22 protein-coding genes and 1 other RNA gene are annotated in these 20,434 nt (G+C 35.8%); 12 read left to right on the forward strand and 11 right to left on the reverse strand.

The window, feature by feature from the left end; genetic code table 11:
* Positions 1–4 precede the first annotated feature (4 nt).
* On the reverse strand, positions 5–1,036 hold the full coding sequence (locus tag D9V35_RS03430) for a lysine-2,3-aminomutase-like protein (RefSeq protein ID WP_122124258.1): 1,032 nt from the start codon (positions 1,034–1,036) through the stop codon (positions 5–7).
* A 105-nt stretch (positions 1,037–1,141) separates the two neighbouring features.
* Here D9V35_RS03430 and epmA point away from each other — a divergent pair, with 105 nt between their 5' ends.
* Together epmA and D9V35_RS03440 are read left to right on the forward strand one after the other, a co-directional pair.
* Positions 1,142–2,128: an EF-P lysine aminoacylase EpmA gene (epmA, locus tag D9V35_RS03435; RefSeq protein ID WP_110438817.1), complete on the forward strand. Its 987-nt coding sequence runs from the start codon at positions 1,142–1,144 to the stop codon at positions 2,126–2,128.
* 139 nt (positions 2,129–2,267) lie between these two features.
* Complete coding sequence (locus tag D9V35_RS03440) at positions 2,268–3,005, forward strand: fasciclin domain-containing protein (protein ID WP_122123379.1); 738 nt, start codon at positions 2,268–2,270, stop codon at positions 3,003–3,005.
* Positions 3,006–3,513: 508 nt separating this feature from the next.
* Here the strand turns inward: D9V35_RS03440 and thiE are convergent.
* A complete protein-coding gene (gene thiE / locus D9V35_RS03445) occupies positions 3,514–4,149 on the reverse strand; it encodes a thiamine phosphate synthase (protein ID WP_122123380.1) in 636 nt (211 codons plus the stop codon).
* A gap of 121 nt (positions 4,150–4,270) precedes the next feature.
* Between thiE and D9V35_RS09545 the strand changes: the two genes are divergently transcribed.
* On the forward strand, positions 4,271–4,645 hold the full coding sequence (locus D9V35_RS09545) for a GtrA family protein (RefSeq protein ID WP_162988559.1): 375 nt from the start codon (positions 4,271–4,273) through the stop codon (positions 4,643–4,645).
* Positions 4,646–4,711: 66 nt separating this feature from the next.
* On the forward strand, positions 4,712–5,668 hold the full coding sequence (locus D9V35_RS03455; protein ID WP_122123382.1) for a glycosyltransferase family 2 protein: 957 nt from the start codon (positions 4,712–4,714) through the stop codon (positions 5,666–5,668).
* Between the two features lie 73 nt (positions 5,669–5,741).
* Here D9V35_RS03455 and D9V35_RS03460 read toward each other — a convergent pair whose 3' ends face one another.
* The gene (locus D9V35_RS03460; RefSeq protein WP_122123383.1) at positions 5,742–6,656 is read right to left on the reverse strand and encodes a class I fructose-bisphosphate aldolase; all 915 of its coding nucleotides are present in this window, start codon (positions 6,654–6,656) and stop codon (positions 5,742–5,744) included.
* 112 nt (positions 6,657–6,768) lie between these two features.
* Positions 6,769–7,218 (reverse strand): hypothetical protein, encoded by a 450-nt coding sequence (locus D9V35_RS03465; RefSeq protein ID WP_122123384.1) that lies wholly within the window; start codon positions 7,216–7,218, stop codon positions 6,769–6,771.
* A gap of 96 nt (positions 7,219–7,314) precedes the next feature.
* Here D9V35_RS03465 and D9V35_RS03470 point away from each other — a divergent pair, with 96 nt between their 5' ends.
* The 5 genes from D9V35_RS03470 (at position 7,315) to D9V35_RS03490 (ending at position 9,550) form a co-directional block, all read left to right on the forward strand.
* A complete protein-coding gene (locus D9V35_RS03470; protein WP_122123385.1) occupies positions 7,315–7,590 on the forward strand; it encodes a hypothetical protein in 276 nt (91 codons plus the stop codon).
* A gap of 39 nt (positions 7,591–7,629) precedes the next feature.
* Positions 7,630–7,971, forward strand: coding sequence for a cell division protein ZapA (locus D9V35_RS03475; RefSeq protein ID WP_122124259.1), 342 nt, complete (start codon positions 7,630–7,632; stop codon positions 7,969–7,971).
* A gap of 8 nt (positions 7,972–7,979) precedes the next feature.
* Positions 7,980–8,136, forward strand: a non-coding RNA gene (ssrS, locus tag D9V35_RS03480) — 6S RNA.
* A gap of 20 nt (positions 8,137–8,156) precedes the next feature.
* Positions 8,157–8,729, forward strand: coding sequence for a 5-formyltetrahydrofolate cyclo-ligase (locus D9V35_RS03485; RefSeq protein WP_122123386.1), 573 nt, complete (start codon positions 8,157–8,159; stop codon positions 8,727–8,729).
* 2 nt (positions 8,730–8,731) lie between these two features.
* On the forward strand, positions 8,732–9,550 hold the full coding sequence (locus D9V35_RS03490) for a TIGR00282 family metallophosphoesterase (RefSeq protein WP_122123387.1): 819 nt from the start codon (positions 8,732–8,734) through the stop codon (positions 9,548–9,550).
* 13 nt (positions 9,551–9,563) lie between these two features.
* On the opposite strand, the gene D9V35_RS03495 is transcribed toward D9V35_RS03490, so the two are convergent.
* Entirely contained in the window at positions 9,564–10,820 is a 1,257-nt protein-coding gene (locus D9V35_RS03495; RefSeq protein ID WP_122123388.1) for an energy transducer TonB, read from the reverse strand.
* A 150-nt stretch (positions 10,821–10,970) separates the two neighbouring features.
* Here D9V35_RS03495 and D9V35_RS03500 point away from each other — a divergent pair, with 150 nt between their 5' ends.
* Positions 10,971–11,639, forward strand: a complete 669-nt coding sequence (locus D9V35_RS03500) for a DNA-3-methyladenine glycosylase family protein (protein ID WP_122123389.1) — start codon at positions 10,971–10,973, stop codon at positions 11,637–11,639.
* 2 nt (positions 11,640–11,641) lie between these two features.
* Here the strand turns inward: D9V35_RS03500 and D9V35_RS03505 are convergent, their stop codons facing one another.
* Complete coding sequence (locus tag D9V35_RS03505) at positions 11,642–12,658, reverse strand: NAD(P)H-quinone oxidoreductase (protein ID WP_240993401.1); 1,017 nt, start codon at positions 12,656–12,658, stop codon at positions 11,642–11,644.
* A 156-nt stretch (positions 12,659–12,814) separates the two neighbouring features.
* Here D9V35_RS03505 and ruvX point away from each other — a divergent pair, with 156 nt between their 5' ends.
* Entirely contained in the window at positions 12,815–13,282 is a 468-nt protein-coding gene (gene ruvX / locus D9V35_RS03510; RefSeq protein WP_110438828.1) for a Holliday junction resolvase RuvX, read from the forward strand.
* Here ruvX and D9V35_RS03515 read toward each other — a convergent pair.
* Positions 13,268–13,645 (reverse strand): hypothetical protein, encoded by a 378-nt coding sequence (locus D9V35_RS03515; protein WP_122123390.1) that lies wholly within the window; start codon positions 13,643–13,645, stop codon positions 13,268–13,270. The genes ruvX and D9V35_RS03515 overlap by 15 nt on opposite strands.
* A 315-nt stretch (positions 13,646–13,960) precedes the next feature.
* On the opposite strand from D9V35_RS03515, the gene D9V35_RS03520 reads away from it, so the two are divergent.
* Positions 13,961–15,598 (forward strand): chloride channel protein, encoded by a 1,638-nt coding sequence (locus D9V35_RS03520; protein WP_162988560.1) that lies wholly within the window; start codon positions 13,961–13,963, stop codon positions 15,596–15,598.
* Positions 15,599–15,672: 74 nt separating this feature from the next.
* On the opposite strand, the gene D9V35_RS03525 is transcribed toward D9V35_RS03520, so the two are convergent.
* The 4 genes from D9V35_RS03525 to D9V35_RS03540 form a co-directional block, all read right to left on the reverse strand.
* Positions 15,673–16,338: a transaldolase family protein gene (locus tag D9V35_RS03525; RefSeq protein ID WP_122123392.1), complete on the reverse strand. Its 666-nt coding sequence runs from the start codon at positions 16,336–16,338 to the stop codon at positions 15,673–15,675.
* A gap of 357 nt (positions 16,339–16,695) precedes the next feature.
* Complete coding sequence (gene glnA / locus D9V35_RS03530; RefSeq protein WP_122123393.1) at positions 16,696–18,141, reverse strand: type I glutamate--ammonia ligase; 1,446 nt, start codon at positions 18,139–18,141, stop codon at positions 16,696–16,698.
* A 145-nt stretch (positions 18,142–18,286) separates the two neighbouring features.
* On the reverse strand, positions 18,287–18,625 hold the full coding sequence (locus tag D9V35_RS03535) for a P-II family nitrogen regulator (protein ID WP_122124261.1): 339 nt from the start codon (positions 18,623–18,625) through the stop codon (positions 18,287–18,289).
* Positions 18,626–18,916: 291 nt separating this feature from the next.
* Entirely contained in the window at positions 18,917–20,434 is a 1,518-nt protein-coding gene (locus D9V35_RS03540) for a phenylacetate--CoA ligase family protein (protein ID WP_162988561.1), read from the reverse strand.

A 20,434-nucleotide genomic window follows, 5' to 3' on the forward strand; every position in this document is an offset into this window, starting at 1 on the left:
TAATTTAAATTTTATGATTATGATTTTTAGGGTCAAGAATCGAGGATGGTTTTTCGGGATCATAATAGTCTGGTCCCAATGGAACTTTTCCATACCCTCCAGGAATATCAAGAACATAGGTAGGCCAAGCTATACCTGTAACGCGCCCTCTTAATGCACGAAGTAATTCCTGTCCATTATTAATGGGTACATAAAATCGATTGGTGCCAGGCGCTTTATCCAGCTGATGTAAATAATAGGGCTTTATCCGCCATTCAACAAAAGATCTCAATAGGTTTTCCAGCGTTTCAATATTATCATTCACATTTTTCAATAATACGGATTGGCTAAGAAGAGGTATCCCTCTCGAGAGCAAACTGCGAATGGCCTTGAATGCGTAAGGGGTGAATTCAGCTGGATGATTGGCATGAACAACGATCCATAGCGCCTTGTTTGTGTCCAGACTTTCAATAAAGATTTTGTTCATAAGAGAGGGTGCGGAAAAGGGGACACGTGTATGAATCCGTATGGTTGAAACATGCGGTATGTTATTTATTTTTTGTATAATCAGTTTCATTCGACGTGGCGAAAGAATAAAGGGGTCGCCCCCTGAAAGAATAACTTCACGAATTTTGGAATGTTTTTCAATCCATTGAAGTGCTGCAATCAATTCCCTGTCATTGAGTAAACCGTGATCTGGGCCAACATGTTCCCTGCGGAAACAGAAGCGGCAATAGACAGGACAAATCTGTAGAGGTTTCAATAATACACGGTCTTCATAACGATGAACAATCCCTTTGATTGGTGACAATGCTTCATCTCCAATGGGATCATGCATTTCATCCGGGGTAATTTTCAATTCATCAGGATGAGGTATGTATTGTAGACCGATTGGGTTGGGGTCATTCTTTTCAAAATCATGAATAAGATTCACCATTTCAGGAGAAATGGCGGTGGCATAAAACTGTTCCAATTCTTGCAGAGGCTTTCTAATGGTTTGATCAATTAGCCTGGAATCAATTAAATCCTGAACATTTCGAAGTGTTTTTGATGTCATGAATTTTTTCTTGCTTTGAAGAGGAAAGCTTTTATTTAATTTAAATTGTTGCATATTTAAAGACATAAATAAATTTCTCAACATAATAAGGAACCCTGCAATATTATGTCTGATCTTAGAGTATCGATAGCCGATCGTTTACCTTTATTGAAACGTCGTCAATGGATCATGAAATCCATTCGCAGTTTTTTTGATGCTCGAGGATACATGGAAATTGAAACGCCTTATTTGGTCAAAACTCCTGGGGAGGAAGTCCATTTACATCCGTTTCATTCGGTATATGAAACTCCCCAAGGAGAAAAACACAATCTCTTTCTTCATACCAGTCCAGAATTTTCCATGAAGAAGGTAATGGCAGAAATTCATCAGCCTATTTTTCAGTTGGCACGGGTTTGGAGAAATCAAGAGGGAGGTAATATTCATTCATCAGAATTCACGATGTTGGAATGGTACAGACCAAACTGTTCCCTTGGTGATCTTATGGATGAATCAGAATTGCTGTTAAAGAGGTTATTGCCACCTTATATTGATTATAATCATTACAAGCTTGATTTTACCAAACCGTTTCAACGTCTGACAATTCAACAAGCCTTTGAGATTTATGTTGGTATTGACTTGCTTGATCTTCCTGAAGATGTTGCCTTATTGGCAAAGGCGGCAAAGGTTGATGCAAGGAATAATGAAACATGGGAAGATTTGTTCTTTCGTCTTCTATTGGAAAAAGTCGAACCGAATATAGGAAGACAAAATCCAACGTTCCTGACTCATTGGCCTTTAAGCCAAGCAGCCCTGGCAAAAAAGGATCCCTTGGATCCGCGGGTGGCTTTGCGATTCGAATTATATGCAGGAGGTCTGGAACTGGCAAATGCATTTGAAGAATTGACCGATCCACTGGAGCAGAGAAAAAGATTTGTTTACGATCGTCAGCGTCGTTCTGAATTATATCCTGAAATGAAATATTGGGAGATGGATGAGGAATTATTGCTTTCACTTGAAAAATTACCTGTGTGTTCGGGAATTGCCATGGGTGTAGATCGATTGGTCATGTTGGCAACAGGTGTGACCAATATACAGAATATATTATGGGTATGAATAACGTAGTTTTATTGATAGAAATAAATGATTGAATGCTTGTCGAAATGTTTATTACAAGTTAAATCATAGAGATATTATGTCTAATGTTTATTAAACGCTGGCAAGAGTAAGAATTTAATATAAGGATTTTGACAGGATGAGACATTTAAACGGTGGTAATTGGGCTGATAAAAATTATTTAAAAAAAATTTCAATTCGAATTTGTGGTTTTATAGGACTACTCTCATTAGTTAATTGTTCAAATAGTGGTGTCCCCGAGCATGAACGAGAATGTCAATGGCATGGGAGCCCATCCTGGTATTGCCGTCATACTGCTAAAGTTGATACATATTATACGAAAGGGAGCACAAAACTTTATTTTATTCCTTCTTACAATAATGTTAAAGAATTTCCAGTGCCCAATATGCCTGTTTATGCTGACGAATCATTGGATCAAACAGTGAGAGCTTCTATCGTGTTGGCGGATTATACGGCGGCATTGCGGAAAACAGGTCTGTTATCGATTATTGAACGTCGGGGTCCCTATACGCTTTTTGCAGTACCAAATGCACCAATGGAAAAGCCTAAATTTTTTGTGAATGGTTCATTGATGGACGTTCAGAATGAATCTTATTTGAAAAGATTGATGGGGTATACAATAGTGTTTGGAAGTTATTCGCCTGAATATCTTAAAAAACTGGTATTGCAACATAATGGAACTTACACTCTAACAACCTATTATAATGATCCATTATATATTTCCTTGGACAATACTAAACAGCAATTGATAGTTAAAAACAAGGTTGGAGAGAGAAATAAAATCTGGGTAAATGGTATTCCCCAGGCCAATGGTTTCATATATGTGACTCAGGATTTACTGAATGTTGTTCCATAATTGAAAGAAATTTTGTAAATCGCAATAAAAGAGATGAAAGTCATTTTAAAATATAGGTTCGTATTTTTTTCTTATATAGTTTTCTATATTTCTATCCCTTTCATTGCGTGGGCATACCAGAATCAAATCGATCGTGATATACGTTAAAAAATTAAACAGATAAAACATAATACTCGTTTAATCATTTTTGGTAAAAAACAGCAATTGATCAAGTTTTAGCATTGTATTTAGCAGTTCATAATTATGATTTCAGAAATGATTTAATTCGTATTGGATATTCTTCCTCTTAAAAAACTGGATGTTGCTTATGTCGGTATTATTAAAGAAAAAACAACGATTTTTTTAGTAACGCATGTGTACCTATAGATGGATACAAAGTTATCGATTCCCGTTTTAAAGCCTGTAGTAAAAACAAACCTAGTATTATCGTTTTAAGAAATTTTTTTTTAGTTAATAATTTTATCCAAGATAATTGCAGATTTATTATTATTACTAATTATAGGAATGGTTATTCTTGCTCAGCCTCGTTTATAGATTTTAACATTTCTTTGATTCCTTGGGCTGGACCTTCAGCATGTCCCCATACAGCATTTATAACAGCAAGAAAATCTGCGCCAGCCTTTACAAGGGGTTTGCAATTTTCAGGTGTAATGCCGCCAATTGCAACTACAGGAAGTTCCATTAATTCTGACCACCATTTTAAGAGTTCAAAAGGAGTGCGAATTTCTGTATTTTTGGTTGGTGAAGGAAAAAAGGCGCCATAGGCAATATAATCAGCGCCGCTTTCACCAGCTTGCATTGCCAAGTCTTTACTGTCGTAACAGGAAACACCTAATTGTAAATGATCCCCAACAATTTGTCGGGCTTGTTGTATAGGCATATCTTCCATACCTATATGAACACCGTCACATTCAAATTTTTTTGCCAGATCTGGACGGTCATTAAGTATAAAAGCAATATCACGTTCCTGAACGACAGGTTTAAGAATTTCAATTGCTTGACATATTTCAAGGTCCGTGACGTTTTTTAAACGAAGTTGAACAGCTGCAATAGGTCCGGCTTCAAGGGCTTCAACGAGTAAGGGTTTAAATTTTTCTGGATTAAGTTGGGGTGGTGTTAATAAGTATAACTGGCAATTAGACATTATCTTGTTAATTCGATATTGGATTGTTTTTGATAAAAAGATAGGTTAGAACCTGTTTAATAAAAAGATATAGATATGTATAGAGAATAAATAATGTTCCATTTCTGTTTTAATGAAAATAATGTTGGTCACTTTTACTAAATATATCGTTGTTGGAATAGCGAATACCCTCTTAACTTTAGGTATTAGTTTTATTCTTATATATTTTAAAGTCAATTTGTATTTGGCTAATATTATTGGATATATTTTTGGCTTTATTTTAAGTTTTATATTAAATTCATTATTTACTTTTTCAGTACAATTGACTGTTTTAAGGTTTTCAAAATTTTTTATAACTTTTTTATTTTGTTATTTTTTAAACCTCTTAGGGATGAAAATATTCTTAGATTATTTTTTGATCTCTTCTAATTTAAAAGCCTATTTTGCCCAATTGATTGGAATGGTCGTTTATACTTTGAATAGTTTTTTTATTAATAAATTCTGGGTCATGAAATAAATAATACATTGATGTTATTGTATGAGAATGGAAGATAAAAGGGATTTTTATAAAGCGGGGTGAAATATGGACAAAGAAACAATTCCCTCATTAGCTCTGATCGTGCCTTGTTATAACGAATCGGATATATTTAAACATAGTTTAAATATTTTAAAAAACTTTCTCAATTGCCTGGTTGAAGAAAAAAAAATCAGGGAAAATAGCTATATTCTTTTTATTGATGATGGAAGTGAAGATGATAGTTGGCAGCAAATTATACTGGCTTCACGTGAATTATCCTGTGTAAGAGGAATAAAATTATCCAGAAATTGTGGGCATCAAGTTGCACTGATAGCGGGTTTATCTTCGGTTGATACGGACATATGTATCAGTATCGATGCAGATTTGCAGGATGATATACAATGTATAGACAAAATGGTTGAAAAATATAAACAGGGATTTGAAATTGTTTATGGCGTCAGAAAGGATCGTTCCACGGATACTGTATTCAAAAGAGGAACCGCAATTATATTTTATCAATTAATGGAAAAAATGGGGGTTGAACAAATTGCCAACCATGCGGATTATCGTCTGTTAAGTTATCGTGCTTTGCAGAGCCTGCTGAAATTCAAAGAACGTAATATATATATACGTGGTTTGATACCTTTACTTGGTTACAAACAAGCCAGGGTCTATTACACAAGAAGTGAACGTCTGGCGGGTGAATCAAAATATCCATTGAAGAAGATGTTGGGACTTGCACTAGAAGGGATTACCTCTTTTTCAATAATACCTTTGAGAATAATTTGTTTTATTGGATTTATAACTTGTTTTATTTCACTAATTGCAATTGGCTATATATTGACTGAAAAAATGATGGGCTATGTTGTTCAGGGTTGGGCTTCTGTTCTTATATCAATCTTTTTTTTAGGAGGAGTGCAACTTTTTTCTTTGGGAATTATAGGTGAATATATTGGAAAAATTTATATGGAAGTAAAAAAGCGTCCCAAATTTTTTATTGAAGATACTATAATGAAGGAATAATAAATTATTAATTAAAAAAAAGCGTTTTAGTTATGTAATAAAACGCCTTTATATTATATGCAAACTATAGTTATTATTTTTTAAAGATATCAACAAGTTTATTTAAAATTTCTAAGGCTTCATGACGTGGGCGCTGAAAGACATTACGTCCAATTATAGCTCCGTTTGCACCGCCATCTTTTAGTGATTGATATGTTTCTAAAAGATTTTTTTCCGAGGTATGGGTTCCGCCTGAAAAAATAACCAATCGACGTCCGGCAAAAGCGGATTGCATGATATGTTCAGTGCGTTTGGTTAAACTGGAAATGTCAATTTTTTCTTTTTCATACACTTTTTTGGCTTCAGGCAAATGTAGATGAGCCGTGGGTGGCTTAATTTTAATAATATGGGCACCCATTTGAGCGGCAATATGTGCGGCATAGGCACAGACATCAATGGCGGTTTCACCATCTTTATCCAGTGAGGGGCCACGTGGATAACTCCAAATGACTGAAATTAATCCAACGGATTTTGCTTCCTCAATAATTTCCTGAAGATTTCTCATCTGATCATAAAAATAATCACTTGCGGGATATATTGTATATCCGATACCGACACAACCTAAACGGAGAGCTTCCTTAACTGAACCTGTTATTCCCTGATTTTTTGCATTGTTCAGGCAATTTGCATTGTTAAGTTTAAGAATGGTTGGAATTTGATGGGCATAGATGCCGGCCCCACATTCCAACGCTCCCAATGGAGCAGCATAAGCGTTCAATCCTGTGTCAATGGCAAGTTCATAATGATAATGAGGATCATAGGCCGCTGGATTGACAGCGAATGATCTTGCTGGTCCATGTTCTACCCCTTGATCAACAGGGAGAATAATAAGTTTGCCTGTTCCCGATAGTTTACCGTGCATTAACAACCGTGCAAGATTACGTTTTGTTACCGGGCTATCACTTTCGTAATTATTAAGAATATGTTTAATTTGAGGGGTTAGTTTCATTGTTAGACCTAAAAACAAATCATTAGAGAAGTGGAAAATTATAATATTCTTTTTCAGAAAGGATAGTAAAATTAAGTTTATGTGATTTTTTGTAATATGAAATAGTCATTACTTAGAAGTAAGAGAATCTTAATTCGGTCAAGTCAAAACTTTCTGAACGTTTGGTTAAAATAGTCGCTTGAAGTGAGTCCGCACGATTTTTGAGGAGGTTAAACTGTTTTGATTTTGAATTAAAGAGTATTTTTTTTTGGCCAAGTCTCAAAGCCGCCAATGCCAATCCGGCACTATCGTAGCAATCTAGTGCGTCATCAGTTGGATTTGAAAAAAGTTGTTTGCCAAATTTTATAAGTTGCATCCACCAGCGTACACCCATATAAGCAACAGCATTCTGGGGAGAGATGAAAGTTATAGGGCAGTAATTATTTTTAATATGTGAAGTAATAAAGTAAAATTGGGATAAATGATTGACGGTAAAAAAATATGCATTTGTATCAGTAGTGTATTTATTAAATGAGAAAATTATATTTTTTTGTGATATAAAAGTGAATTTATGGGCTTGCATTTTGGATAAGTGTCTTTTTTTAAGTATTTAATCGATAATTACCTTTAAAAAATAAAAAGGTTTTTATTATTTGGATATCATATAAGGTGTAATAACATGGAAACGCATGAAGTCATTAGTACAATTGAATCTGATAATAAAAACAATTCAGAAAAAATAAATATATTGTCTATAAACAATACTGAGGAGGGAAATAATCAGGATTCATCAGATAAAAAGCTTGAAAAGGCGTTTGATAAAATAGAATTTTTTTTAGACAAAAAATTATCTTCACTTGATTTTATAAATTCAAATAAAAGTGCAGATAAAATTTTAGCAAATTTAGACATTTTAATTACCCAGGTAAAAGATGTATTATTAAAAGTGGATTAGTTGGAAAATAAAATTAACAAGATCGTTAGAGATGAAAGAATGGCGCAAGTAACAATTTCCATTAATGGTTTTAATTATACAGTTGGATGTGAGGATGGGCAGGAAGGTCATTTACAGGCAATGGCCAATATTGTTGAACAACATATAGATATGATACGAAAGATAGGGGGTCAGAGTGGTGAGGGACGCTTGTTGGCTCTGGCAAGCCTGATTATGGCAGATAAGCTTCATGACATAACTAATCAATTGAATGCATTGGAAAAAAAACAAAATGAGCATGAGATTGAGGTTTTAAGAAACAAGAACCGTGAATTGCAAGAACAATTAAAATATTTCTCCGAACGGGCGGAGACTATTGCAGACAGGATTGAAATAGCCTAAATATATAATGGAGGCTGCTTGGTTCGTTAGAAAGTTCATCTCCTGGGCCGATAATTTCTTCCAAGGGAGCTGGCGCTGACGTAATCGTGGTTTCGTTATTCTGGCACCCACCTGTATTTGCAGGTCCGGAAGAGCTGACAGTTCGACGGCTATGGCGGCTTCTTTATTTTTATTAAAAGACATAGATGCAAAATATTTCAAATCAAAAAAAAATGCTGCGACAAAAAATGCGGCAATTGAGAATTGAAAATCAAATTTTACAGCAAAAAAAAAATAAACAGTTAAATCGAAATATTGTTCAGTATATTCATAAAAAACATTTTCGTAGTCAGAAAATTGCGTTTTTTTGGCCTCTTGAATTTGAAGCGGACATACGGGATAGTTTGCATGAATTATATCGGCAGGGATATCGTATTCTATTACCCGAAACGCCACCGGTGGGATTGGCCTTGCAGTTTCACTTATGGTATCCGGAAGTGCAGTTGAGGTCTGGACGGTATAAAACCTTATATCCAGATACGGAAATCATGCACCCCCAGATAATTATGCTACCCTTACTGGCATTTGACCGGAAGGGTAATCGATTGGGTTATGGTGGAGGGTATTATGATAGAACATTGGCTGTTTATCCGATGGTTAAAACCGCTGGTATTGCTTTTTCCTATCAAGAGGTATCAACCGTACCGGTTGAAAAATTTGATTGTTCTTTACAAACGATCATTACTGAAACAGAAATTATTTACAGTCAGAAGGATTAAAGGTGCGTATTGCTTTTCTAGGGGATATAGTAGGTCGTAGTGGTCGAGAAGCCGTTATAAAAGAATTGCCCATGTTAAGATCTAAACTAAGTTTGGATCAGGTTATTGTAAATGCAGAAAATGCAAGTCACGGATTTGGGTTGTCTCCTATTATCGCACAGGATCTTTTCAGGGCGGGTGTCGATGTTATTACCTTGGGTAATCACAGTTGGGATCGTAAAGACCTGATTGCCTATATCGCACAGGATCCACGTATAGTCAGACCTATTAACTATCCCATCGGGACTCCGGGACAGGGCTATCATATCTCCTTTACAAAGGATGAAAAAAAAATATTGGTTATCAATGCAATGGGTCGTCTATATATGGATCCGCTTGATGATCCTTTTAAAATGATTGAAACTCTTTTGATATCCTATCGCTTGGGTGAAACAGTAGATGCCATATTGATAGATATACATGCCGAGGCTTCAAGTGAGAAAATGTCTCTTGGATATTATTTGGATGGAAAAGTTTCTGGGGTTATAGGAACGCATACGCATGTTCCTACCGCTGATTATCGGATTTTGCCGTTGGGTACTGCCTATCAAACGGATGCGGGTATGTGTGGGGATTATAACAGTGTCATCGGTATGCAGAAAGAAGCGGCCATTAACCGTTTTGTTACAAAAATGCCTGGATATCGTTTTCAGCCAGCCGAAGGATCAGCCACTATTTGTGGATTATTCATTGAAACAGATGATGCAACGGGATTGGCAAAACGTACGTTTCCCATTCGTTTCCAGGGTGAGCTGGACACTTTTTTGCCTGATATAAAATAAAGCAGAATACAACTCATTGCCGCAATAAAATATAATTGATTTTTAAATCCATATCAAAATGATCTGGAAGATCCGGAGGGATTTTGGGTAGTTGTGCATTTCTGAACATTCCAAGGATTGCCGCATCCAGAGCGTCAGAACCTGAGGAATTGGTGAGATTTATCGAGAGAACTTGCCCATCCCGGCTGATAACGACATGAACAGAAGGACTGCCATCTTCTCCTTTACGAATAGCATCAGGTGGATAATACATATGTTGTTGGATCCAGGCTGCAATTAAATCACTGTAATCGGAACTTACCCCTTTAATAGTAAATTTATCTGCATACGGAGTATTGATTTTACCATTTTTGACCATGGGACCAGTGGACATATTAATGGCTGAACGTGACCCCTGGGGTTTTATTTTTGCCATTCTGCGATGAGAAGCGTTTGGATTTTCATTAAAATCCAAGTTTGTCAGGTTTTCAAAAGGTGATTGAGATCTTACGGGATGAGCAGTTTTTCTTTTGATCCGTGGGGGAATATTTTTATAAAAATATTTATGTTCTTGATTTAAATTGATTTTCCTGTTTTTGTGTCTCGATTTTTCTTTTTTGGATGGTATTGGTTCCGCATCGGGTTGTGGAACTGTTATTCTGTTTTCAGATGGGTTTTCATCCGGTTTTGGAACTGAGGCTATTTTTGGAGGTACAGGAAGCGAATCAGGAATGGGAGGGGGAGAAATCGCCTTGCTTGGGGCTGGTTCCCCATTATATCCTTCACCTTTTAATCCTGATTGTCCTGTTGATCGAGGTAGAAAAACGACATCTACTGGTTTACCCTGACTACTATTTCCATATGGATTGGTATTTTTGTGATTTATATAGAGGCTTCCCACAAAAATAAGAATTACAATAATTCCATGAAAAAAAAGGGAAGTGGTAAAATCTAAAAAAAAAGGATGTTTTTTTGATTGGTCAGGAACATGAAGACAGGAATTTTTATCTATTGAATAGTGTAAAAATCGACCTGTTATAATTTTCTCAAGTTTATTGTCAATATTATCAAAAAGTCTAAAATTGCTATTGAAAGGTTCTTTGCGAAGAAGTTTGAAGCCTTTCAATAAATGGTTATAATTTTTAGGGCGATCCAGCAGGGAAGGTTTTAAATGGCATACCGATTGATGATGAATTACTGATCGATCTGATTTTTGAACCAAATTCCAATATAAATGACGTTTGCCTTTTCGTCTGCCAGATATTGGGGAAGGGTGTCTACCAATGTTCATTCGACTGTAATTTTCTTCGGATGGAATGTTTATTGACTAAAACTTTATCTATTTAACATAATGTAATCTAAAAAAGAATAAATCTTCGATTAAAATAATAATTAATATTATTTCTACATATTATCGTGTCATTAAACTGGATATGAGATAATGACTATTTTAATGATCAAATCATCATCTGACATTGAACAGGGAATGCGATTTCTTGAAAAAACAGATCAAGATCTAGCAAAAATTATTGATGAAGAAGGACCCTGTCGATTGAAAATCGATAGGAAAACGCCTTATGATGCCTTATTACAGGCCATAGCGGGGCAGCAATTGCACGCAAATGCAGCGAACGCTATTTTAAACAGGTTGAAATTGGCTAATTCAGGAGCTTTGCCAGATCCTAAAACTTTATTAAAATTAAACCCAGATCAATTACGAGATTGCGGCTTTTCATTTCGCAAGATCGATTCCCTATACGCTCTGGCCATGGCTACCCTGGATGGTATTGTTCCAAGCTATGAAGAGGCTTTAACTTTATCAGATCAAGATCTTATTGACCGTATAACCGTTCTGCCGGGAATTGGACGCTGGACGGTTGAAATGTTTTTAATTTTTACACTTGGTCGTATGGATATCATGCCAAAAGATGATTTTGGAATTAGGGAAGGCTGGCGTATTTGTAAAAATCTTGCACTGCAGCCTAAATCCAAACAACTGGAAATTGCCACCAGGATATGGAGTCCATTCAGGACAATCGGGGCATGGTATTTATGGCGAGCTGTTGAGCAATCAAAACCTTTGAATAAACGTAACCCTTTAACATTATAAAATTAATCAGAAAATTGTGATAGATCCAGAACAATTTTTCCGATATGCTTATTGCTTTCCATCAATTGATGCGCCTTTCTGACTTGTTCAAATGGAAAAATCTTGAAAACTTGAGGTTCAATAATTCCGGTATCTAAAAGTGGCCATACATGTTTATGTAAAGCGCGCGCGATTTTTCCCTTAAATTTTGTATCACGAGGTCTTAAAGTGCTGCCTGTAACAGTAACACGCTTCATGGCGATCAATCCCAGATTCACATTTTCCGCCTTTATACCTCCTTGGAATGATATGATAACCAAACGTCCTTCTTCACTGAGAGATTTAATATTATCATTGAAATAAGAAGCGCCCATAATATCTAAAATCAGATTAACACCTTGTTTATTCGTAAGCGATTTTATTTTTTCATAAAAATTATCTTTTTTATAATTTATAAAGTCAGTTGCGCCCAATTTTTTACAAAAACTCCCTTTCTCTTCAGTGCCAACAGTCGTATAAATGGTTGCTCCAAAAGCTTTGGCCAATTGAATTGCGGTAGTGCCTATTCCGCCACTGCCGCCATGGATCAGAAGGGAATCATTCGGTTTCAGATTGCCGATTGCAAAAAGGTTTGTCCAAACTGTAAAAAAAGTTTCAGGTAAAGCCGCCGCTTTTATAGCGTTATATTGTTTGGGCCATGGAAGACACTGTACGTAGGGAACAGAACAGTATTGTGCATATCCACCACCATTTGTTAATGCACAAACTTTGTCTCCGATGGAAAAATGGGAATTTGACGGGGATGAAACAATTTCTCCTGCTATTTCTAAACCCAAATGTGGATTTGCATTTTTGGGAGGCGGATAATTGCCCTGTCTTTGAACGATGTCAGGACGATTGATACCGGCAGCTTCAACCTTTATTAAAACTTCATTTCTTCTTGGTAAGGGAATGGGAATACTGGATAATTTCAAAACGTCTGGATTACCCGGTTGATCAAAGATTACCGCTTGCATCATAGAGGGAAGAGAAATGGACATATATTAATGCTTTCATGAATAAGGAGTAATTACAGTTTATTTGACCATAAAAAGGAATATTTTATAATAAAATGTAATTTACATGGAAAAGATAGATGAAACTCTGTAGATTTATCTTTTCAATTCACCCTTATATTTCTCTAACATATTGATTACATGCTTTATAACAGTTTATCTGATTTAGTGGCAGGTTTACCCAGACATTATCGTTTATTGGGAATAGATCCTGGTAAAAAACAAATTGGGTTAGCCTTATCCGATATAACCCTGATGCTTGCTTCCCCTTTTTCTGTTGTAAAAAGAGGGAAACTATCCGTTTTTGCTCAGTACTTGAAAGAATTATCTATAAAAGAAGAAGTTGGGGGTCTTGTTTGCGGATTACCTTTGTCGCTGGATGGTGACTTTGGGCCTGCAGCACAAGCAGCTAAAGATTGGATTATGGCTGTTTCTAATATGAGTGGTCTTCCGGCCTGTCTGTGGGATGAACGGTTGTCTTCCAGCGCAGTTAACCGCTTTTTGATTAATGAAGCGGATTTAAGCAGGAAAAAAAGGGATGAAATTGTAGATAAAATGGCTGCGAGTTATATATTACAAGCCGCTCTTGATACTTTAAAACCCAAGTAGATTATCTTTTGTTGCAGAAGTGGCGCCCAATGCATTGAGATATGATCGATAGATATCAAGCCTTTTTTTTGATTCTTGAATTTCGGCTTGGGGTATGGGCTTTGTTTTGTCATATCTTGATCGAAGGTTTATTATAGATTGATAAGCCTCATAACGATACCGTTTGAGCCGTTCAAATGAGGCTGGATCGGCTTTACCATAAAAATTGTGCATATAACGCTCATTCAAGTTAACCATGTTTTTATATTCATTTTGGACATGCTCGAGAATTGATTGCTGTTTTTTGGATGCACATGCAAATAAAAAAGGAAAGCAGATGAAAAAAATGAAATATTTAACATATCGTTTTGGCGTTTGTGTCATATGAAATTAATTCTTCATGAAATATGGCCGATTAAAAAATGGATCAATCATCAATACAAGATGTATATCTATAATTATACTAGGCATGAATGATCAAGATGAAAATAGTTATAAATAAAAATCAATTGTTCGTTCATTATAATATATTCGTATAATAAAAAATTTTCCTTTAAATGACAAATAATGATGATTAACGCAAATAACCCATATTTAAAACAAGTTAAGCGATTAATATTCAAGCAAAATGTATATTTTTTTATTCTTGCGTTTTGCAGTGGACTCATTGGGGCAATTTCAGTTCAGCTATTAAATATTATGTCCCTTACTCTCCACAAATTCTTATTTCATTTGGATGGAAATGGTCATTTGTCGGGATTAAGTTACGTTAATCCATGGTATTGTATATTTATTCCCATGATCGGAGCGATAGGTTTATTCCTTGTCCGTTATTATATGGGTCAATTTTTCAGTGCAAAAATTGCAGATATAATTGAAGCAAATGCATTATACGGTGGTAAGCTTTCTGTCAAAGACAGTTTTTATTTAACGCTGCAGACCCTTTTGTCCAATGGGTTCGGTATTTCCTTGGGATTGGAATCTGCTTATACACAGGTTAGTGCCGCAGCAGCATCCAAAATCGGACGCTTCTTTAAAATTAAACAGAATAAATTGAGAATACTTGTTGGCTGTGGAGCGGCAGGAGCCATCGGTGCAGCCTTCAACTCGATTTTAGGAGGGGCTTTTTATGGATTTGAAATTGTTTTAGCCTCATATAATTTCATAAATTTCCCCTATATCATGATTGCTGCAATGTCTGGATATATAATGATTCATTGTTTGGGTGGTGCAGGACCCGTTTTTCATATTGTTCCGGATTCTATCCATTATATTGATTATGGAATTGTATGTATTTTTTCACTGATTTGCGCAATCATTGCCATTATGGTCATGTATGGGGCGACACGTATTGAAATTTATATAAATCAGTTGAGAATTCCAAAAATTTATGGACTGGTTGCTGGAGCCCTGATGGTGGGAGGAATGGGTATCCTGACCCCTGCTGTATTGGGATCTGGTCATGGTTTTCTTTGGGTTGTCTTGGATCATGGTATTGCCTTTAAATTGGCAGTTTTTATTTTGTTTTTAAAGGCAATCGCCTCATCCGTTTCTCTGGGTGTGGGATTTAGGGGAGGATTGTTTTTTGCTTCAATGATGCTTGGTGGAACAGCGGGAATTGTCTATGGCAATATTGTATTATATCTAGGGATTCATACATTTTCCCCTCTTGTATATGCGGCAATAGGGATGGCGGTCATGTCGGCGAGTATTATTGGCGGTCCCTTAAGCATGATGTTTTTATCTCTTGATATGACGCAAAGTTATTCTATGACAAGTGTGATTATTTTAGCTGTTATTGTGGCTATCGTTACAGTGAGAAAAATATTTGGATATTCCTTTGCAACCTGGCGTTTCCATTTGAGTGGAAAAAAAATTCGCTCAGCTTTGGATATCAGTGGATTGACGAGAACGACCGCACAGACATTGATGAAACCTGTTGATTTTACGCTTGATTATAATTTACCTCTTAATCAGGTTATACATTCGCTGCAATTTCATCATAAAGAGTTATTAATATTAAAGAATGAGGAGAATGAATATGCAGGATTGGTCGAATTAAAAGATATATTTGAGAATTTGGTTCATTATCAAGAACAAATCGGGGAACTTGCAATCAGAAAAAATCGGGTTTTGACCCCGGGTATGAATATCAAAGAAATGATGGATGGTTTTGATGACATACATGAATGCCCATGGCTTATTGTTGTGCGTGGAACCGACAATTATGAAATAATGGGCATTGTAAATGAGGATGATGTTCTGAATCGATATAATGAAATTCTTGAAAGACAGATAAAAGATCTGACAGGAATGAAATTATATAGAGAGCTATAATGATATAAGGCACTCAATAAAGTGCCTTATAAATGAAAATTGTGTCAGATCAATGAAATAGAAAGTTATTTGTACTAGTCAAGTGTGTGACGGTTAAAAGCCTTGAACCATTGGTTGCCAAATTCAGTTACAGCGGCAAGAACTGCTGGATCAGCAATGAAAAGATCAAAAATGCTTGGTGGCAGGGTAATACCAGCAGATCCGATCATCATGCATTCTAAAGCCTGACGGGGGCTTTTGAAGCTTGCATTAACGATTTCAACATCTGGTTTGTGTTGGGAAATCAAGTTTTGCAATTCTTTAACGGTTTCGGGACCATTTCCACCTTGTGCATCAATTCTGCTGACATAAGGGGAAAGATATTTGGCACCTGCCAAAGCCGCCATAAATCCTTGAGCGGCACCATAGATTGAAGTTCCCAGGGTTGGGATGCCTTCCTTGGTTAATTCTTTGATGGCGACCAGACCATTAGGGGTTACAGGAACCTTAACAATAAGGTTTTCTACACGAGAGGTCAGTGTATGAGCGTCTTTGATCATACCTTCTACAGTTGGAGAGATTACTTGAGCAAGCAACATTCCCTTTCCACCCATTGCATCACGGATGGCTGGTAACAAATCAAAAACGGACTTGCCACTTGCTGCAACAATACCGGGATTGGTTGTAACACCATCAACAGGTACCATCGCACAAATTCTTTTAATGTCTTCTACATCAGCTGTATCAAGTAAAAATTTCATATTTTATACACCTTTTTAGAATTATTTAAATGATTTAAATTCGTTATATGATAAATAATATGTGAACATTAATAATGCTAGTGTAAAAAATGATTTTTGTTAAGTTTTTTGATAAAAAAATCAATTTTTTGTGATATTTATTCGATTCAATTTATAATTGAACAGTTTTATGGCTCTAATTGGTAATAAAATTACAAAAATTGATAGAATCAGTTATTATTTTTAAATTGTGATTTTATTTAAATTTTTTAAAATAATATTTTTTTAATTGACATTTAAAAACTTAATAGTTCGTTTTTTTATATCCTTGCTGTAGGAATGACTGATTAAAGATCAGCAAGGATATTTATTTAAATTTTAGACAGAGTAATACATATCAAATTCGACAGGGTGAGGCGTGTGTTCGAAGCGATATACTTCTTCCCATTTGATTTTGCAATAACTGTCAATCTGGTCCTGAGTAAATACATTTCCCGCCAATAGGAAATCATGATCAGCAGCAAGGGCTTCCAATGCTTCACGTAAGGAGCCACATACGGTTGGAATTTCTTTAAGTTCTTCAGGAGGTAGATCGTAAAGATCCTTGTCCATTGCATCACCAGGATGAATTTTGTTTTTGATGCCGTCAATTCCAGCCATTAGCATAGCCGCAAATGCGAGATACGGGTTTGCTGTTGGATCGGGGAAACGGATTTCAACACGTTTTGCTTTAGGGCTGGTCACATATGGAATGCGACAGGAGGCGGAACGGTTGCGAGCCGAATAGGCTAACAAGACAGGAGCCTCAAATCCTGGAATCAATCTTTTGTATGAATTGGTGGATGGATTTGTAAAAGCGTTTAACGCTTTTGCATGTTTAATAATTCCACCAATATAATACAGGGCTTGATCTGAAAGATCGGCATAGCCATTTCCTGCAAAATTTGGAGTGTTGTTTTTCCAGATAGATTGATGGACATGCATACCAGTGCCATTATCACCATAAATTGGTTTTGGCATGAATGTTGCAGTTTTGCCATATGAATTTGCAACATTATGAACGCAGTATTTATAGATCTGCATAAAATCAGCGGAACGTACTAGGGTGGTAAAAGCCACTCCCAATTCGTGTTGAGACTGGGCAACCTCATGATGATGTTTTTCGATAGGCAATCCCATCTCACCCATCGTGCTTAGCATTTCTGCACGCAAGTCATTTTCCGTATCAACAGGTGGAACAGGAAAGTAGCCTCCCTTCACCCGAGGACGATGTCCCATGTTTCCTTCGGGATAATCTTTTAGGTTTGCATCAGGGCCTTCTATACTATCGAGTTGATAGATACCATAATTTGAACCGACACCGAATTTGACATTATCGAAAATGAAGAATTCTGCTTCTGGCCCAAAATAAGCCGTATCGCCAATTCCTGTTGATTTTAGGTATTGTTCAGCCAGTTTCGCAGTGGAACGAGGATCACGATTGTAAGCGGTTCCCGTTGCAGGATCAATGATATCACAAATAAGAATAAGCTGGGGTTTCGCCGTAAATGGATCCATAACTGCAGTAAATGGATCAGGCATTAAAATCATGTCACTTTCATTAATCGCCTTCCATCCGGCGATGGAAGAACCGTCAAACATAATGCCATCCTCAAAAATATCAGGCTCTATGGTTGATACATATTGTGTGGTATGATGCCATTTTCCCCGTGGATCCGTAAAACGGAAATCAACAAATTCTACAGAATTTTCCTGAAGCAGATCCATAATTTTGGCAATAGCCTCTTCTTTGGAAGCTGAAGAAGAAATCAATTGGTCGGCCATGTACTATTAGTCCTTATTATATGATAGAAATTTATGCATTCAAAAACGTAACAGTGTCATCCATAAAGATAATATTTTTCGTCCCATATGGTTATAACTCTCAAAGGGATACTTCATTTTGTCAAAATGAAAAAGATAAAATTGATTATAAAGCTTCAACTCCATTTTCACCTGTACGAATGCGAATGGCATTTTCCACAGGAATAACAAAAATCTTTCCATCACCGATTCTGCCAGTTCTTGCTGTATTGAGGATGATGTCAATTGCACGTTCGACGATATCCGCACTACAGACAAATTCGATTTTAACCTTGGGCAAAAAATCAACGACATATTCAGCGCCACGATAAAGTTCGGTATGGCCTTTTTGGCGGCCGAATCCTTTTACTTCTGTTACCGTAATTCCTTGAAGGCCAATCTCTTGAAGCGCTTCTTTAACCTCATCGAGTTTAAAAGGCTTAATAATGGCTTCGATTTTTTTTATCATCTTGTTTCTCTATATTCATCAAATAAAAATTATATAGCGATAATACTGTTACTGTTTACGATAACAATATTAAAGAATGTTTGGAAAGTTCTGTCCAGTGTAAAGATATAGAGAATTTTTAACAATGAATAGAACAATTTAATAAAAAATGTCTATTATTTAAACATTATGCCTATTTTTTATATTATTTATTTAAAAATGTTATAAAATAGACAATGATTTGTAGGGTTTATGTAATTTTTTTGCCTAAATTTTTATCATAAAAAATTTTAATTCATAAATTGCAAATTATTGTTTTTTATAAATTAAAGGCGTTTTTCCGACATCTGTTCGATATATCATGGAAGATTCTTTTTCAACAAAATGAATATTGAATTGGCATTTATGTTTCAATTTTTCAAAAAGGGAATGTGATAGAGTGTTTTTTTTATCAGATTCAATCAATGATTGTATCATTATATCGCAAATTTTGTCTTTATGTTTATCATATTGATTCTTCATTTCATAAAGATTTGAAACCGCAATTATTAAATTTAAGGTTTCAGTATTTTGGTTTATTTGGAATTGAAATTCCTCAGCAATTTTGTTGAAGCTAAAAATGGAATCAGTTTCCAGTTTCTTAGATAATAATGTCAGGAAATGTGGAACATAAAATTGATGATTTATCAAAGAGATAAAATCGTCACTGCGACCTACATATTCAAACTGTATTGAATTGAGAAATCGACTGGTATAATTTGGACGCCTTATGACGCGATCCCCCAATTTGTAACGCAAGACAGGAGCTTCATTTGCAAATAATCTTGTGACGACAAGATCTCCTTCTTCGTTTTCTTGAACCCATTTACCGTTTTTATCGACAATTTCTATCAGATGTAAACCGGGAACAGCTGTTAGAATTGAACTTTCCGGATTGAGTTGTAAACCTATAGTTTCGGCTTGTGTGGCAGCAAAAAAACTCAATATGATTAAATTTTGATAGATATCTTTTAGATCTGATTTAATTTTTTCTGGAAGACATCCACTGCCATATAGAGCTATTCTCAAACTATCCTTTTGTTGATCATTTAATTCACTTGCATAAGGAACGAGCAGGGCGATATCGCGGACAATGCCCATGAAACCTTTTTGTCCCGGATTTTGCATAATACGTTGATAAATTTTAGCGGACATGGGTCCGATACCAAGATAATTAACATTTGGAATTTCTTGTAAAACTCCACCAACCATGGTTCCGCTGCTCCATAATTGACTGTCAGAGAGAGTGGTGCCAATCCATTTGGCCTGTTGTTCTTCCATATAACGTGAAATAATATGTTTTCCGATAAAATTTCCTGCCCATCTGTAAGTATCCCTTAATTCTTTTTTTGAAAATACGATTTCGGAAGATCTTCCTGAGGCGGTACCTCCACTGTTGGCAATTTGAAAATTACCATTTTCGATCGGGACAATCATACCTGGACGTTTGCCAGAAAATAAATCTGTATAAATTTCTTTATCAGTAAGCGGAATGGCGGAAAAAGTTTCAAAATCGTTTAATTTTTCCTTGCCAATCGCTTGATCAATACGTTCTTTCCAAATAGGGTTGACTCGACATATCTCGATCAGCTGTTTTAATCTTTTAAGAATAAATTCGTTCTGTATTTCAAATGGAATTGCATCAAAATAAGTTTCCGTTAACCGTTCAAAATAGCGAATGGTTGATAAAAACGTTGGAAATTGAGCAATATTTTGGATTGATTGTGGATTAAACAAAAAATCAGGAAAAACAGTTTTCAGTAATTCCTTGTTTGGATGGATATGCAA

Origin of the sequence: Commensalibacter melissae (genome assembly GCF_003691365.1) — a bacterium.
Classification (GTDB): domain Bacteria; phylum Pseudomonadota; class Alphaproteobacteria; order Acetobacterales; family Acetobacteraceae; genus Commensalibacter; species Commensalibacter melissae.

Excerpts from the sequence above, each read along its gene's own strand:
- D9V35_RS03430 (WP_122124258.1), bottom strand. The coding sequence starts at position 1,036 with ATGACATCAAAAACACTTCGAAATGTTCAGGATTTAATTGATTCCAGG.
- epmA (WP_110438817.1), top strand. The coding sequence starts at position 1,142 with ATGTCTGATCTTAGAGTATCGATAGCCGATCGTTTACCTTTATTGAAA.
- D9V35_RS03440 (WP_122123379.1), top strand. The coding sequence starts at position 2,268 with ATGAGACATTTAAACGGTGGTAATTGGGCTGATAAAAATTATTTAAAA.
- thiE (WP_122123380.1), bottom strand. The coding sequence starts at position 4,149 with ATGTCTAATTGCCAGTTATACTTATTAACACCACCCCAACTTAATCCA.
- D9V35_RS09545 (WP_162988559.1), top strand. The coding sequence starts at position 4,271 with ATGTTGGTCACTTTTACTAAATATATCGTTGTTGGAATAGCGAATACC.
- D9V35_RS03455 (WP_122123382.1), top strand. The coding sequence starts at position 4,712 with ATGGACAAAGAAACAATTCCCTCATTAGCTCTGATCGTGCCTTGTTAT.
- D9V35_RS03460 (WP_122123383.1), bottom strand. The coding sequence starts at position 6,656 with ATGAAACTAACCCCTCAAATTAAACATATTCTTAATAATTACGAAAGT.
- D9V35_RS03465 (WP_122123384.1), bottom strand. The coding sequence starts at position 7,218 with ATGCAAGCCCATAAATTCACTTTTATATCACAAAAAAATATAATTTTC.
- D9V35_RS03470 (WP_122123385.1), top strand. The coding sequence starts at position 7,315 with ATGGAAACGCATGAAGTCATTAGTACAATTGAATCTGATAATAAAAAC.
- D9V35_RS03475 (WP_122124259.1), top strand. The coding sequence starts at position 7,630 with ATGGCGCAAGTAACAATTTCCATTAATGGTTTTAATTATACAGTTGGA.
- D9V35_RS03485 (WP_122123386.1), top strand. The coding sequence starts at position 8,157 with ATGCAAAATATTTCAAATCAAAAAAAAATGCTGCGACAAAAAATGCGG.
- D9V35_RS03495 (WP_122123388.1), bottom strand. The coding sequence starts at position 10,820 with ATGAACATTGGTAGACACCCTTCCCCAATATCTGGCAGACGAAAAGGC.
- D9V35_RS03500 (WP_122123389.1), top strand. The coding sequence starts at position 10,971 with ATGACTATTTTAATGATCAAATCATCATCTGACATTGAACAGGGAATG.
- D9V35_RS03505 (WP_240993401.1), bottom strand. The coding sequence starts at position 12,658 with ATGTCCATTTCTCTTCCCTCTATGATGCAAGCGGTAATCTTTGATCAA.
- ruvX (WP_110438828.1), top strand. The coding sequence starts at position 12,815 with ATGCTTTATAACAGTTTATCTGATTTAGTGGCAGGTTTACCCAGACAT.
- D9V35_RS03515 (WP_122123390.1), bottom strand. The coding sequence starts at position 13,645 with ATGACACAAACGCCAAAACGATATGTTAAATATTTCATTTTTTTCATC.
- D9V35_RS03520 (WP_162988560.1), top strand. The coding sequence starts at position 13,961 with ATGTCCCTTACTCTCCACAAATTCTTATTTCATTTGGATGGAAATGGT.
- D9V35_RS03525 (WP_122123392.1), bottom strand. The coding sequence starts at position 16,338 with ATGAAATTTTTACTTGATACAGCTGATGTAGAAGACATTAAAAGAATT.
- glnA (WP_122123393.1), bottom strand. The coding sequence starts at position 18,141 with ATGGCCGACCAATTGATTTCTTCTTCAGCTTCCAAAGAAGAGGCTATT.